This window comes from Clostridium sp. AF22-10, assembly GCF_003478725.1.
Lineage (GTDB): Bacteria > Bacillota > Clostridia > Lachnospirales > Lachnospiraceae > Otoolea > Otoolea fessa.
In genome coordinates, this window is sequence record NZ_QUFZ01000009.1 from 113272 (window position 1) to 128181 (window position 14910).

Annotated in this window: 14 protein-coding genes; all 14 read left to right on the forward strand. The window is 52.8% G+C overall.

Translation table 11 applies throughout. The features are described 5' to 3' along the window. Positions 1-49: 49 nt before the first annotated feature. The 14 genes from trsS (at position 50) to DWX91_RS08655 (ending at position 14827) form a co-directional block, all read left to right on the forward strand. Positions 50-1585, forward strand: a complete 1536-nt coding sequence (gene trsS / locus DWX91_RS08590; protein WP_118471677.1) for a radical SAM (seleno)protein TrsS — start codon at positions 50-52, stop codon at positions 1583-1585. A gap of 29 nt (positions 1586-1614) precedes the next feature. Beyond that, positions 1615-3504: a DVU_1553 family AMP-dependent CoA ligase gene (locus DWX91_RS08595; RefSeq protein WP_118471675.1), complete on the forward strand. Its 1890-nt coding sequence runs from the start codon at positions 1615-1617 to the stop codon at positions 3502-3504. Positions 3505-3634: 130 nt separating this feature from the next. Beyond that, positions 3635-4036 carry a NifB/NifX family molybdenum-iron cluster-binding protein gene (locus tag DWX91_RS08600; RefSeq protein WP_022360477.1) on the forward strand — a complete coding sequence of 134 codons (402 nt, stop codon included), beginning with the start codon at positions 3635-3637 and terminating at the stop codon, positions 4034-4036. An 11-nt stretch (positions 4037-4047) separates the two neighbouring features. Continuing rightward, on the forward strand, positions 4048-5733 hold the full coding sequence (locus DWX91_RS08605; RefSeq protein WP_118471673.1) for a DVU_1551 family NTP transferase: 1686 nt from the start codon (positions 4048-4050) through the stop codon (positions 5731-5733). A gap of 21 nt (positions 5734-5754) precedes the next feature. Further along, positions 5755-6774, forward strand: coding sequence for a molybdopterin-binding protein (locus DWX91_RS08610; protein WP_117796811.1), 1020 nt, complete (start codon positions 5755-5757; stop codon positions 6772-6774). A gap of 99 nt (positions 6775-6873) precedes the next feature. After that, a complete protein-coding gene (locus tag DWX91_RS08615; RefSeq protein WP_182431252.1) occupies positions 6874-7920 on the forward strand; it encodes an XdhC family protein in 1047 nt (348 codons plus the stop codon). Between the two features lie 390 nt (positions 7921-8310). Beyond that, positions 8311-9171: a molybdate ABC transporter substrate-binding protein gene (modA, locus tag DWX91_RS08620; RefSeq protein ID WP_118468947.1), complete on the forward strand. Its 861-nt coding sequence runs from the start codon at positions 8311-8313 to the stop codon at positions 9169-9171. A 263-nt stretch (positions 9172-9434) separates the two neighbouring features. Further along, the gene (gene modB / locus DWX91_RS08625) at positions 9435-10214 is read left to right on the forward strand and encodes a molybdate ABC transporter permease subunit (protein ID WP_118471669.1); all 780 of its coding nucleotides are present in this window, start codon (positions 9435-9437) and stop codon (positions 10212-10214) included. After that, on the forward strand, positions 10211-11299 hold the full coding sequence (locus DWX91_RS08630) for a sulfate/molybdate ABC transporter ATP-binding protein (protein WP_118471667.1): 1089 nt from the start codon (positions 10211-10213) through the stop codon (positions 11297-11299). Before modB ends, DWX91_RS08630 begins: the two co-directional genes overlap by 4 nt. A gap of 22 nt (positions 11300-11321) precedes the next feature. Next, positions 11322-12311: an NTP transferase domain-containing protein gene (locus tag DWX91_RS08635; RefSeq protein WP_182431251.1), complete on the forward strand. Its 990-nt coding sequence runs from the start codon at positions 11322-11324 to the stop codon at positions 12309-12311. Continuing rightward, complete coding sequence (moaC, locus tag DWX91_RS08640; RefSeq protein ID WP_118471663.1) at positions 12286-12762, forward strand: cyclic pyranopterin monophosphate synthase MoaC; 477 nt, start codon at positions 12286-12288, stop codon at positions 12760-12762. Before DWX91_RS08635 ends, moaC begins: the two co-directional genes overlap by 26 nt. Next, positions 12759-13739: a GTP 3',8-cyclase MoaA gene (gene moaA / locus DWX91_RS08645; RefSeq protein ID WP_118471661.1), complete on the forward strand. Its 981-nt coding sequence runs from the start codon at positions 12759-12761 to the stop codon at positions 13737-13739. Before moaC ends, moaA begins: the two co-directional genes overlap by 4 nt. A 132-nt stretch (positions 13740-13871) precedes the next feature. Then, entirely contained in the window at positions 13872-14309 is a 438-nt protein-coding gene (locus DWX91_RS08650; RefSeq protein WP_022360487.1) for an MOSC domain-containing protein, read from the forward strand. Between the two features lie 29 nt (positions 14310-14338). Then, positions 14339-14827 (forward strand): molybdenum cofactor biosynthesis protein B, encoded by a 489-nt coding sequence (locus DWX91_RS08655; RefSeq protein ID WP_117796574.1) that lies wholly within the window; start codon positions 14339-14341, stop codon positions 14825-14827. Positions 14828-14910: the final 83 nt, after the last annotated feature.

The following is a 14910-nucleotide window of genomic DNA, read 5'->3' on the forward strand; positions in this document are numbered from 1 at the left end:
CTTCATCATGGGAGAATTGCAATGAATTGAGATAAGGGGATGAAGGACGATGGTAATGAACTTACAGGACAGAGCCCTCCTGCCAGAAGAAATGCGCCATACATACAGTGTCTGTCCGGTCTGTTTAAAACGCATTCCGGCAAAGCGGGAAGAGCGGGACGGGCAGATATATCTGGTAAAAACCTGCCCGGATCACGGGACATTTTCCAGTATAATCTGGAGAAATAAGCGCAAGTTTGCCGACTGGCGCGGGGAACGTCCGGCGGTGGGAGAAAATGAAAATCTAAATTGCCCGGCGGGCTGCGGTTTGTGTGCGGAGCACAGACGCGCCACCTGCTGTACCTTGCTGGAGATCACAGCGCGGTGCAATATGAACTGTACCTTCTGTTTTGCGGAGCCGGACGGGACCAAGGATCCGTCCTTAGACATGGTAAAACGCTGGATCGACGACCTGACGGATCCGGGAAAGACACTTTTGCAGCTTTCCGGCGGGGAACCGACAGTGCGGGACGACCTGCCGGAGATCGTGGCGTATGCGAAGCAGGCGGGCTGTAAATATGTGCAGTTAAACAGCAACGGTCTGCGCCTGGCGGAGGACGAAGCATTTGTAAAGCGTCTGGCGGATGCGGGACTTTCGTTTGTATTTATGCAGTTTGACGGCGTGGACGATGCCGTATATGAAAAACTGCGGCGCCGCCCGATGCTGGAAGTGAAAAAACGGGCGATCGAGCAGTGCGGCCGGTATGGAATCGGCGTGACGCTTGTTCCGGTCATTGTTCCGGGCGTCAATACGGAGCAGATCGGGGACATCATCCGGTTTGCCATTCAGCGGTCGCCGTATGTGCGCGGCGTGCATTTCCAGCCGGTCAGCTATTTTGGACGTATCCCGGAGCTTCCGGCGGATGATGACCGCTATACGCTGGATGAGCTTCTGGAGGCGGTTGTCAGCCAGAGCGGCGGGCTTATCAAAGAGGAACAGATCGCGCCATCCTGCTGCGATCACCCGATGTGTGGGTTCCACGGGGATTTCATCGTGATGCCTGGGGATAAATTGATGCCGCTGACAAATTATAGTGGAAAAACCGAGACAGAACCGGAGGGCGAAGGCTGCTGCTGCGGTCCGGATCCGGCGGAGAAGAACCGTGAATTTGTCGGACGGCGCTGGGAACGGCGCGATCTGGAAGAGACGTGCTGTTGTGGAGAAAGTCAGCCGGAAAAAGAAAGCTGCTGCTGTGGCGGAACCCAGCCAGAACCAGAAAGCTGCTGCTGTGGCGGAACTCAGCCCGAACCAGAAAGCTGCTGCTGTGGCGAAACTCAACCAGAACCAGGAAACTGCGGTTGTGGCGGAACTCAGCCCGAACCAGAATCCTGCTGCTGTGGAGAGGAGTCGGTTGACATAACAAATATGGAGGACTTCTTAAAGCGTGCAAAAAGCCACGGCTTCACGATCACATCCATGGTGTTTCAGGATGCCGGAAATCTCGATATCGAGCGCCTGCGCCAGTGCAGCCTGCATGTGTATAAAGATGGGAAGAAGATTCCGTTCTGTGCATACTACTTGTCTCCGATGGAAAGAGGCAGATAATAGAAGCGCAGAAAGGAGAGGTGCAAAAAATGGATACAAATGAGAGCAGTCTCTGCCGGCCGGGCGGATTTGCGCTGACGAGGCAGATGTTCCAGTTTGCGGGAATTGAGATACCGGAGGCGGGAGCGGCAGAGACGGAGTCTACAGATCCTGCAGTGCCGTTTCGCGTCATCGACATCGGCTGCGGAACCGGCGGCACGATGCGATGGCTTTCTGAGCATTTCCCGGGCTGGCAGATTTCCGGATTGGATAAGAATCCGGATGTGCATGAACCTGGCTGGATAGAGACTGGATGTGCGGAGAAACTGCCATATCCAGATCAGACGGCAGATATCATTCTGATGGAATGCAGTTGTTCCAAAGCTGCGGAACCGGCGGCGGCGCTCCAGGAGGCGTACCGGGTGTTAAAGCCGGAGGGATGGCTTTTGATGAGCGATATGTATGCCCGGAAAAAAGAGCTTTTCTTAGACGGGATGCTGGGACGGCTGGAGTCCGCTAAAACAATCCGTGACCGGATAGCGGGTGCGGGTTTTGCACTTGCAAATATGCAGGATGTGTCTGGGACACTGGCGGAGTGGATTGGGCAGCAGATCTTTGATGGAAATCTGGAATCCGTCTGCGCGGCGCTGGGGGCGGAACGGAAGATTTTAAAAGAAGCGGGCTGCGGTTATTTTATTGCAGCGGCGCAGCCGTCCGGGTTATGGCGGACACTTTCGTATGTAAAGGAGAAAAGCCCATTTTATCAGAAGAAATTTACATCCGTCTGGGGACAGCTTGGGGAAATGGCAGGTTCCGATGTACGGCTTGCGCCGGATTCGTTTTCATGGGAGGATTTCCGGACACTGCCCCTCACAACCCCGGAGGAACTGAAAGCGGAGCCGGAAACATTTTTATGTGTTCCAGCCAAGGAGATCGCGCGGATCATCACGCTGAAAACCTCCGGCAGTACAGGGGCACCGAAGCGCCTGTTTTTTACCGAAGACGATCTGATGCAGACGGCGGATTTCTTTGAAACAGGGATGCAGTACATGGTAAAGCCGGGCGATCGGGTCACGGTTTATATGGAAGGACCGGGATTTTTTTCGATTGGAGGACTTTTAAAAGAAGGATTGGGGCGCATTCAGGTGGAGACGAAGGTTCATGGACTGATTCACGATATGGAAGCGGCAGCGCGGGACGGCGAGGGGGCAGACTGCCTGATCGGTGTCCCAAGCCAGATGTATGCGCTGGCAGCCCATGCGCCGGGACTTGGCCCGAAAACAGTGCTTTTAAGTGCTGATTATGTGCCGGTCAGCGTGCAGCGTTTTTTGGAAAAAACATGGAACTGCCGGGTCTTTACACACTGGGGGATGACGGAAACTGGTTACGGCGGCGGCGTACAGTGTGGGGCGCGCGCGGGTTACCATCTGCGGGACCGGGACCTTTTGATTGAGATTCTGGATCCGGAGACGGGACAGCCGGTTCCGGAAGGGCAATACGGCGAGCTGGTTCTGACAACGCTTCGGCGGCGGGGAATGCCGCTTGTGCGCTATCGGACCGGCGATCTGGGGCGGATGATTGCAGAACCGTGTGCCTGCGGATGTTTAAAGCCCAGACTTGATAAGGTTGAGGGACGGCTGGATGACAGCGTCCGGCTGTCCGGCGGAAAAGTACTTTCCATGCACATATTAGATGAGCTTTTATTTGCCCTGGATGAGGTGGAAGATTTTCAGGCATCTTACAATGCGGCGCAGAAGCATCTGACGGTGGCTGTTATGAAGAAAGCGGGTTATGCAGATGCGGTAGGAAGCAGAGTGAAAAATGTCAAAGCAGCATTAACGGAATACTTTGGGAACTGCCTGACCGTCTCAGTGATAGAAAAAGAAATTTCCCCCTATATCGGTTCGGGAAAAAGGCGGCTGATCATCGAGGAAAAATGAAAAATGAGTGGTAAAATTCAATATCATGAAAAACTTGACGATAAGTTTTAATTGCAGTATCATAAAATTAAAAATAATCGAGAAATTTTGAAAAAAATTAGTAAAATTTGACAAGAACAAGGAGAAGAAAATGAACATAGCGATTGCATCAGAGACAGAGGAGATCGACGGACTGGTACCGGCGACTTTTAAGGAGAGTCCGTTTTTGATGATTATTGACGCGGACAAGAACCAGATTTTCCATGTCTATGGAAAACAGGATCCGGACAATCTGGTATTTGCGAAGAAGGTGGTAGAACATGACTGTGAGGCAGTCATCTGCGGACCGATCGAGAAAGAGCCGTTTGAGATACTGGTAAAGGCGGGCGTGACCCGTTATCTGGGAAGCGGGCATACGGTTCAGAAGGCATATAGCTATATGAACCGTTATAAACTGGAGCTGATCCGCGACTACATCGGCGGACCGGGACCATTTGGACACAGCCATGATTTCAGCTGCGAGTGTGGGGAAGAAGAGGAGCACGAGCACTAGGAAAGGACAGAATGCGGACGATTTATTTGATCCGGCATGGAAAGCCGGAATTTCCAGATGAACAGAAATACTGCATCGGACGGACAGATTTGCCGCTTTCAGAAGAAGGGCGGACACAGATTCGGGCGCTGGGGGAGACATTTGCGGGACGCAGAATTGAAAAAATTTATACCAGCCCGTTAAAGCGCTGCCGGGAGTCAGCTGCGATCCTGCAGGAAGTGATTGACAGAAGTATTCCGATCGAGGTCATGGATGGACTGGCGGAGATCGACATGGGGGAATGGGATGGTCACTCCTTCGATGAAATCCGGGAACAGTTTCCGGCGGAGTATGCGGCACGTGGGGCAGATATGTACGATTTCCGACCGCCGCAGGGAGAGAGCTTTGCGGACTGTGCAAGGCGCGCCAGGACAACCTGGAATGAACTCCGGATGAAGAGCCGGGGCGATATTCTGGTGATCGGGCACGCGGGCTGGTTCCGGACATTGATCTGCGGCTGGGAGAAGCGGAAAAAGGCAGAACTTCTGCAGATTCCCTTTGGCTACGGACAGGTGTATGAAAAAAAGGATTTTGTATTTGATGCTCTGATCTCGGCGGCGGGGCGATCCTCGCGGATGGGGGATTTCAAACCGCTCATGAAGCTTGGCACTCAGACGGTCCTGGAACGTGAGATACAGACGCTGAGGGCGTGCGGTGTACATGAAATCACGATCATTACCGGACGCCGGGCGGAAGATATACGCGCGGCGGCTGTGGGAACGGGAATCCATTTCATCCACAATCCGGCGTATGCGGAGACGAAAATGTTTGATTCCGTCTGTCTGGGGCTTTCCTATTATAAGGAAAAGCGGAAAACGGCAGGAAAAGAGACGCTGGATGGCATTTTCTTTTTCCCGGTGGATGTGCCACTGTTTACGCCATTTACGCTGGAATATGAAAAATACCGGTTCGCGGAGGGCGATGGGGATGTCTATCTCCCGGAATATGAGAAAACACCGGGGCATCCGCTTCTGATCCGTGCAGATGTGATCGAAAAACTGCTGCAGCATGACGGAACGATGGGGCTTAAAGGCGCCTGTGAACAGCCGGAAATCCGCCGGATTCCCCTGGATGTGCCGGATCCGGGCTGTGCGTTTGATGCGGATACACAGGAAGAGTTTCAGAAATTGCGTGATTGGGAGAGAAAACGTCCTATCCCGGACAGAGAGGAGTGTGAACGTCTGCTTGCATGGTTTCACACGCCGGAGGCGACGGTGCGCCATAGCCGGGCGGTTGCGGAGCTGGCCGTGGAATTGGCAGATAGAGTTCTAAAGCATAGGTCGGAAACGTATGTGGAGATGACATACAAAAGTCCTCCAATCGATAAACACAAAATCTACGCGGCGGCGCTTCTTCATGACATCGCCAAAGCATACCCCGAACATCCAGAGACAGGGGCGGGATGGCTGCGGCTTCTGGGACATACCGGGATCGCGGATATTGTTGCGGATCATATGGATCTGCCGGAAGAAAAGCTGGGATATCTGAACGAAAGCCTGATCGTGTACCTGGCGGACAAGCAGGTACAGGGAGAACGGCGTGTAACGATCGAAGAACGGTTTGCGGCAAAACGGGAGAAATTTAAGGATAATCCGGAGGCGCTGGCGGGTGTGGAACGGCGGTATCAGCTGGCAAAGCGTGCGGAGGCATTACTGTAAAAAGGAAAAGAGGAAAATCATATGAAATTAATGAAAACAACCGAGGCAGTCGGACAGGTACTCTGCCATGACATGACGCAGATTATTCCGGACGTGACGAAGGACGCCGTATTCCGCAAGGGACATATCGTGCGTGAGGAGGACATCCCGGTACTGCTTTCGATTGGAAAAGATCATATTTATGTCTGGGAAAAGGACGATACAAAATATCATGAGGATGAGGCGGCGGACATTCTGCGCGGCATCTGCCAGAATGAGTATATGCGTGCAACCGATCCGAAGGAAGGCAAGATTGAGCTGATTGCGGAGTCGGACGGTCTGTTTCAGGTCGATGAAGAACGCCTCTTAAAGGTCAACAGCCTGCCGGAGATGATGATCGCGACCCGCCGGACGAATTTCCCGGTAAAAAAAGGTGATAAGTTAGCCGGAACCCGTGTGATCCCGCTGGTAATTGAAAAAGAAAAAATGAAAGAGGCGAAGAAGGTAGCGGGTTCAGAGCCGCTGTTAAAGCTGCTTCCGTATAAAAATAAGAAAGCAGGCATTGTGACGACCGGAAATGAAGTGTTCTATGGACGGATTGAGGATAAATTTGGCCCGGTCATCCGGGAAAAGCTTCAGGAATTTGGTGTGGAAGTTCTGGGACAGAAGATTATAGGGGACAATCCGGATAAAATCACGGAGGCAATCCAGGAATGGCTGGATCAGGGCGCCGATTTTGTTGTCTGTACCGGCGGCATGAGCGTCGATCCGGATGATACGACACCGAGCGCGATCAAGCAGACCGGAGCGGAGGTTGTCTCCTACGGCGCGCCGGTACTTCCGGGAGCGATGTTCTTGTTGGCATATACGAAGGACGGAAAGCCGATCATGGGACTTCCGGGCTGCGTGATGTATGCGAAGAGGACCATCTTTGATCTGGTGCTGCCGCGTGTGATGGCAGATGTGCCAGTGACAAAAGCGGATCTGGCGAAAATGGGCGCAGGTGGTCTGTGCTTAAATTGTCCAACCTGTATTTTCCCGAACTGCGGTTTTGGTAAATAATCGAGCCAGAGAGAGGCGATGAGGAAGCAACCGCGATGGCACAACTGCGAAATGAGAAATGGATGGCTCATGCAGTATAAAAGAGAGGAAGTGCGTGATATGAATCTGTATGGGGAGATTCTGAAAAAACTGGAAGGGACGCCGTGTCTGGCGCTCGAGAGAAGCTTTGTGGGAGAAGAGGGAAATCTCACAGATATGCGCTGTGAACTGAAAGAAGGCGCAGAGGCGTCGGAGATTGGAAAAGAAGCCCTGACACAGGGGCAGCCGGTCTGTGGGCGCGCCGGAAGCAGTTGGAATGTGGCGGAACCATTTTTCCCGAAAGAGCGCCTGATTATTCTCGGAGGCGGCCATGTGGCTCTTCCAGTGGCAGAATTTGGCGCGCGCGTCGGATTCCTGGTAACTGTGGTGGACGACCGCCTTTCCTTCGCGAATCCGGGACGATTCCCGATGGCAGAGAAGGTGATTTGTGATGACTTTGGGCATGCGATCAAAGAACTCAAGATTCAGGAGAGCGACTATATCTGTATCGTTACGCGCGGACACCGCCACGATGCGGACTGCCTGCGGATGATTGGAAAAGGAAAAGAACCGGCGTATCTCGGCATGATTGGTTCGAGACGCCGCGTCGGTATCGTGAAACAGGAGCTTCTGGAAGAAGGTTACGATCCAGAGCGGATGAGCCGTTTAAAGAGCCCGATCGGTTTAAAGATCGGCGGTGTGACACCGGAGGAGATCGCGATCTCGATTCTGGCGGAGATCATACAGGTAAAGCGCATGGATCGGGAAGACAAACGTGTGAAAAACCGTTCCGATCTGGATTTTGATGTGCTGAAACGCCTGGCAGAGGAGCCGGATGAGCCGAAAGCAGTGGTCACGGTGATTGAATCAAAGGGTTCCTCCCCGCGCGGGGCAGGCGCGAAGATGATTGTCTACCGGGACGGACGGATTCTCGGCAGCATCGGCGGCGGCTGCAGCGAGGCGGCCGTGCTGGGCGAGGCACGTTCTCTGATCGGAAGCGGCAGGTACAAAGTAGTTCATGTAGATCTGACCGGCGAGGCGGCGGAAGATGAAGGAATGGTCTGCGGCGGCATTATGGATGTGCTGGTGGAAGACTTTGCCACGGATCGGGAACCGTGTGACCGGTAAGGAAACCGAAGCACCGGTGTATTTGGATACAAAATTTCAAATAAATGAAAAATAAAAAGATAAAAATAAAATATATGAAAAATCATCATAATAATTTCACGAAAATAGACGGAAGGGTTTGGAAAGAACAACTGGAAAATTCATAAGAATAAAGGGAAAATGCAGAAAAAAGCCACGTTATTTTTTGGTGCACATAATGACCATGTGCATTCAATAAGAATCATTGTAAAGATTGACAAAAAAAGTGCCACGTGCTACTATTTGATTAGCAAATATCATTATAATTTTTCAAAAATAACGGAAGGGTAAAAACCACATTGCTATGGCGTAAGGAATCGAAACGAGGAGGATGCCGGAAACATGTGCGTGAAATGAGGGAGAAACCAAGATATGAGAAAAACGTGGGCACTTGTAATGGCAGCAGCGATGGCGGCAGCATCCCTGACCGCATGTTCATCCAGCAAACCGGCTGAGACAGCAGCACCGGAAACGGAGGCAGAGGCAGCTGAGACAGAAGAGACCGAAGCAGAAGCAGAGGCAACCGGCGACCAGCAGGAGATTCTGGTAGCGGCAGCAGCCAGCCTTCAGTACGTTATGGAAGACAAGATTCAGCCGGCATTTGAGAAAGAGAATCCGGACATCAAGCTGAGCTTTACCTTTGACAGTTCAGGAAAGCTGCAGACCCAGATCGAAGAGGGCGCGGATGCAGACGTATTCTTCTCCGCAGCGATGAAGCAGATGAACGCGCTGGAGGACGAGGGACTGGTTGATGCAGATTCTGTCGTAGAGCTTCTGGAAAATAAGATCGCCCTGATCGTTCCGAAGGATTCCACACTGGGAATTACCGGTTTTGAGGATATCACAAAGGCAGAGAAGATTGCACTCGGCGATCCGGAGAGTGTTCCGGTTGGACAGTACGCCAAGGAAGCCTTTGAGAACCTGGGTATGTGGGATGATGTAGAGGCTAAGACAAGCTTTGGTACCAACGTAACCGAGGTTTTAAGCTGGGTAGCAGCCGGAAGCGCAGATGCAGGTATCGTATACCTGACCGATGCAACCACCAGCGATCAGTTTGACCAGGTAAAGGTTATCGGATATGCACCGGAAGGAAGCGTATCGAAGGTTATCTATCCGGTTGGTGTTGTAAGCGCAAGCACAAAGAAAGATGCAGCACAGAAGTTTGTAGATTATCTGGGAACCGATGATGCGCTCTCCTTCTTTGCGGAGTATGGCTTCACAGCAAATAAATAAGCCGGGAGCGATGACTGTCTGGGATATGCAGCTGACTGGGTGAATAGAAAGCAGGACAGCGAAGGACAGACAGTGAACCATGTATGGAATAAAATCCGCCGCAGAATGCAGGGTCCGTTGAAAACCAGGTGTTCTGCGGCAGTTTTTATCTCAGTCGAGAAGACTCCCACCTCTTTAGGTGGCGAATAATAGCAAATTTGTCTCAGTGGGAGTTGGGTCTCACGGACGTTCGACTTGATTCATAGGAAAGGAGGGGAAGAAAGATGGACTGGTCTCCGATATGGATATCGATGAAAACAGCAACGCTGTCGATCATTAGTACGTTTTTTCTGGGAGTCTGGATGGCGCGGCTGGTGGTATCGGCACGCTCTGAGAAAGTGAAAATGGTGCTGGACGGCATCCTGACGCTTCCGATGGTCCTGCCGCCGACGGTAGCAGGCTTCTTCCTGCTGATGATTTTTGGTGTAAAACGACCGCTCGGACAGCTGTTTCTGGAATTGTTTGGCGTCAAGATTGTATTTTCATGGGTGGCAACGGTGATCGCGGCGGTGGCGATCTCATTTCCGCTTATGTACCGGGCAGCGCGCGGCGCGTTTGAACAGGTCGATGTGACGATTATCTATGCGGCTCGGACGCTGGGATTTTCCGAAAGCCGTATTTTCTGGAAGGTGATTCTGCCGTCGGCGATGCCGGGCGTCCTCAGCGGCGCGATCCTTGCCTTTGCGAGAGGACTGGGCGAGTTCGGTGCGACCGCGATGCTGGCGGGCAATATCGCCGGAAAGACGCAGACACTGCCGCTTGCCATCTATTCACAGGTGGCGGCTGGAAAAATGTCGATGGCATACCAGTATGTGTGGATCATCGTGGTGATTTCCTTCCTGGTCGTCGTGCTGATGAATGTGCTGTCGCGGCGGGATATGCGCGGACGCAGCAATCATAAAAAGAAAGATAACAGTGTGGAAGCGGGCGGTCAGGATGCAAAGGTTTCGGTGGAACTGTTTGCGGACGGGGAAGCGGATGCACAGAAGGGAGGCGCGCGATGAGCCTGCAGGCGGCAATCAAAAAGAGATTTTCCGGCTTTTCGCTGGACGTATCGCTTAATACCGATGGCGGCGTCATGGGCATTCTCGGCGCTTCCGGAAGCGGCAAGAGCATGACGCTCAAGTGTATCGCCGGAATTGAGACGCCGGACGAAGGGCGGATCGTGTTAAACGGCAGGGTGCTCTTTGATTCGGAAAAGCACATCAACCTGCCGCCGCAGAAGCGGAAAGTCGGTTATTTATTCCAAAATTATGCATTGTTTCCGAATATGACCGTAGAAACCAACATTGCAGCGGGGCTTTCGGGCAGCAAGGAGGAAAAACAGGAGGCAGTTGCCCGCATGATCCGTCTCTTTAAATTAGAAGGGCTTGAAAAAAGGTATCCGTCCCAGCTTTCCGGCGGACAGCAGCAGCGTGTGGCGCTGGCGCGCATTCTCGTCTATGAGCCGGATGTGATCATGCTGGATGAACCATTTTCGGCGCTTGATTATTATCTGAAGGAACAACTGCAGTTCCAGGTGCGCGAGGTACTCCGCGGGTACACGGGCGATGTGCTGATGGTCAGCCACAGCCGGGACGAGGTCTATCGGTTCTGCGAGAAGAGCATCATCTTAAACCGCGGACAGGTGGCGATGAAGGGAGAGACGCGGGCGATTTTCCAGAAACCGGAAAATGTCACTGCGGCACGCCTGACAGGCTGTAAAAACTTTAGCCGGATCCGGCGGATCGGCGAATATGAGGTGGAGGCGCTCGACTGGGGACTCACGTTTCAGACCGAAGAAGCGGTTGCCGCGGAGCATGCCTATATCGGCATCCGGGCGCATCAGTTTTATCCGGCGCGCGGCAGTGCGAATGAATTTACGTGCGAGTGGGGGGACACACTCTGCCAGCCATTTGAGTGGGATGTTTTGCTGCGTCCGGTGGAAAATGCAGGGGCAGCGGGTGACAAAGAAAATGCACTGGAACGCGAGGTGATCTGGTGGAAGGTAGACTATAAGCAGAGTGATTCACTAAACCAGTATCAGCGCGGAGACCGCGTCCGGCTGGGAATTGCACCGGGAGATATCATGCTTTTAAAAGAAGGCTAGAATGATAGAAAAGGGGATATGTATGGCAGATGGGAAAACAGGCGCGATCATCCTGGCGGCAGGGCGGTCGGCGCACATGGAAGAATTAAAGCCGATGCTCCGGATGGGGCAGACCACGATGATACAGAGGGAGATCGACACGATCCGGCAGGCGGGGATCTCGCCGATCGTCGTCGTGACCGGGTATCAGGCAGATGTGCTGGAACGTCATATTTCACACCGTGGTGCGGTCTGTATCCGAAACAAGCGGTATGAGACATCGCAGATGTACGGCTCAATCTGCATGGGACTGCGCCATATCCAGAAAAAAGCCGATCGGGTGCTGTTGTTCCCTGCCGACGTGCCGATGATCACGGCGGACACAATCGAGAAGATGGCGCAGGCGCCCGGAAGCATGGCAGTACCGGTCTGTCAGGGAAAAAAAGGACACCCGGTCATGCTGTCGAAGGAAGTGTTTGGACATATCTTAACGTACCGGGGTGGAAAAGGACTCCGCGGCGCAATGGATGCGTGGGGCGAAGGTGTCCGGGAGATCGAGGTTGAAGATCCGGGTGTTTTACTGGACACCAACACGAAAATGGACTACGAATCGCTGCTTGCCTACGAAAAAGACAGGCAGAAGCGCGGGGAGCTGGCATTTCGGGCGTCGATTTCGCTGAGCCGCGAGGAAGAATGCTTCAGCGCGCTGACGGCGGATTTTCTGGAGGCAGTTGCTGAGAGTGGTTCAATGCTCGGTGCCTGTCAGATCCGGGATATTTCTTACAGCAAGGGCTGGAAAATGCTCAAGATCGCGGAGGCGCAGCTGGGAATCCAGTTTTTAGAGCGCCAGATGGGCGGAAGCAAGGGCGGATTTTCTGTGCTGACGCCGGAGGGAAAGGTGTTTTTAGAAAAATTCCGCCGGATGGAAGCAGCAGTGCAGGCGGCAGCAGAAGCAGCGTTTGAGAAAATCTTTCTGGAGCCGGAAGAAGAGGAAAAGGAGGATACAGATGGAAGAGAAATTAACGCATTTTGATGAAAAGGGAAATGCGATCATGGTAGATGTAACCGAAAAGAAGATTACCAGCCGGACGGCGACGGCATCTGGCAAGATTCACGTCAATGAAGCAGTCATGAAGGCGGTTCTGGAGGGAACGGTTGCCAAGGGCGATGTGCTGGGGGTGGCGCGTGTGGCGGGAATCATGGCGGTGAAGCAGACCGCGCATCTGATCCCGATGTGCCACACACTTCTCATCACGAAATGCAGCGTGGATTTTGAGGTAGATGAAAAAGAGCTGACGATCAAGGCATTTTGTACTGCGAAGCTGGAAGGAAAGACCGGCGTCGAGATGGAGGCGCTGACCGGCGTCAGCGTGGCGCTTCTGACCATTTATGATATGTGCAAGGCGATCGACAAGCGGATGGAGATCGGAGAGATACATCTCGATGCAAAATCGGGAGGAAAGAGCGGGGAATTTGTGCGATGATAGACGGATACGGCAGAACGATCGACTACGTACGGATCTCCGTGACCGACCGATGCAACCTGCGCTGTGTGTACTGTATGCCGGAGGAAGGCGTCAGCAGCATTTCCCATGAAGAGATCCTGCGGTTTGGTGAGATCGAACGGGTCTGCCAGATTCTGGCAGAGAACGGCATTCAGAAAATCAAGCTGACCGGCGGCGAACCGCTGGTGCGCCGGAGACTGCCGGAGTTAGCAGCAGCGTTAAAACAGATTCCGGGAATCAAGAGCCTGACGATCACGACGAACGGTGTTTTATTAGAAGAAATGTACGATGCGCTGGCGGATGCAGGGGTTGATTCAGTCACGATCAGCCTGGATACACTGGATGCGTCGGTGTACCGACAGCTCACACGCCGGGATGAGATCGAAGCGGTCAGACGCGGTCTTTGGACGGCGATCCAGAAAGGCAGGATGCAGATCAAGATAAACTGTGTGCCGGTGCTTGGGATCGAGGAGCAAAAGCTTTTAGAGGTGGCGGAACTGGCGAAAAACCATAATGTGCACGTGCGTTTCATCGAAATGATGCCGATCGGCATGGGGACGCAGTTTGCCTTTGTGAAAGAAGATGCGTTGAAGCATGCGCTGGAAGAGGCATTTGGAACCTTTACCCCGTGCGGGGACGTGGCAGGAAATGGCCCGTGCCATTATTTCGCAGTCCCTGGCTTTCAGGGACGGATCGGTTTTATCAGCGCGGTCAGCCATAAATTCTGTTCCGAATGCAATCGGATCCGGCTGACCTCAGAAGGATTCTTAAAGACCTGTCTCCAGTATGACAATGGGGTAGAATTAAAGACCATTCTGCGCGGCGGCGGTACCGATGAAGACCTGCGCCGGGCGATCGGACAGGCGCTTGCGGAAAAGCCGAAGGGACATAGTTTTGAGAAAAAGACGGAATTTACGGATCGGGAACACCGGGGAATGTCCCAGATAGGCGGATAAGCAGGGTGTTTGTGAGGATTATGATTATGGTTTCTGCGGTGAAAGTGTGAGCCGGCGGAATGTTACAAGTGAAATATCGTATATGAAATATGAAATCGGAAAATTTATGGATAAAGAAAAGGGGAAACAATCATGGGAAAAGTAATCGCAACGTGTACCAGTGAAATCAAAGGTGTTCAGAAGAAAAATGTCCATCAGGTCTGTCTTATCGAGGACTATGGAATCGAGGGTGACGCCCATGCGGGCAAATGGCACCGTCAGGTCAGCCTTCTTTCATATGACCGGATTCAGGAATTCCGCGCGCGCGGTGCAAAGGTCGAGGACGGCGCATTCGGCGAAAATCTGGTCGTGGAAGGAATCGATTTCAAGACGCTCCCGATCGGGACAAAATTTAAATGCAACGATGTCGTGCTGGAATTGACACAGATCGGAAAAGAATGCCACCATGGGTGTGCGATCTTCCAGGCGATGGGCGACTGCATCATGCCGCGCGAGGGCGTATTTACAAAGGTGCTGCACGGCGGCGTGATCAAAGAGGGAGATAATCTGGAGATTCTGGAAGAAGCGTAGGAAAGAGATCAAAGAGAGGTGGGAAAACAATGAGAGCAGCAATTATTACATCCAGTGACTCCGGGTACGCGGGAAAACGGGAGGACGTGAGTGGTCCGGTAATCGCAGAAATGGTGAGAGAGGCTGGTTATGAGGTGGTCTGGCAGAAGGTGCTGCCGGACGACCAGGCGATGTTGGAAGAGGCGATGAAGGAGATCTGCGATGAGGGAAAGGCCGATCTGCTCTTAACAACGGGCGGAACGGGATTTTCTCCGCGCGACGTGATGCCGGAGGCGACGCTGGCGGTCGCGGAACGGATGGTTCCGGGTATCCCGGAGGCGATGCGGGCATACAGCTTACAATTTACAAAGCGGACGATGTTAAGCCGGGCGGCAAGTGGGATCCGTAAACGCACGCTGATCGTCAACCTGCCGGGCAGTCCGAAGGCAGTGCGGGAGTGTCTGGAGTACATTCTGCCGCAGCTGGATCATGGATTAAAAATCCTTTTGGGGCTTGATGGGGAGTGTGCTAGAAAGTAGGGAAAGCAGCAAAAACGAAGATGGAAAAACAGATATAATATATAAGACGATGTATGCTAATAGCGAGGACTTTCAAGTCCTCG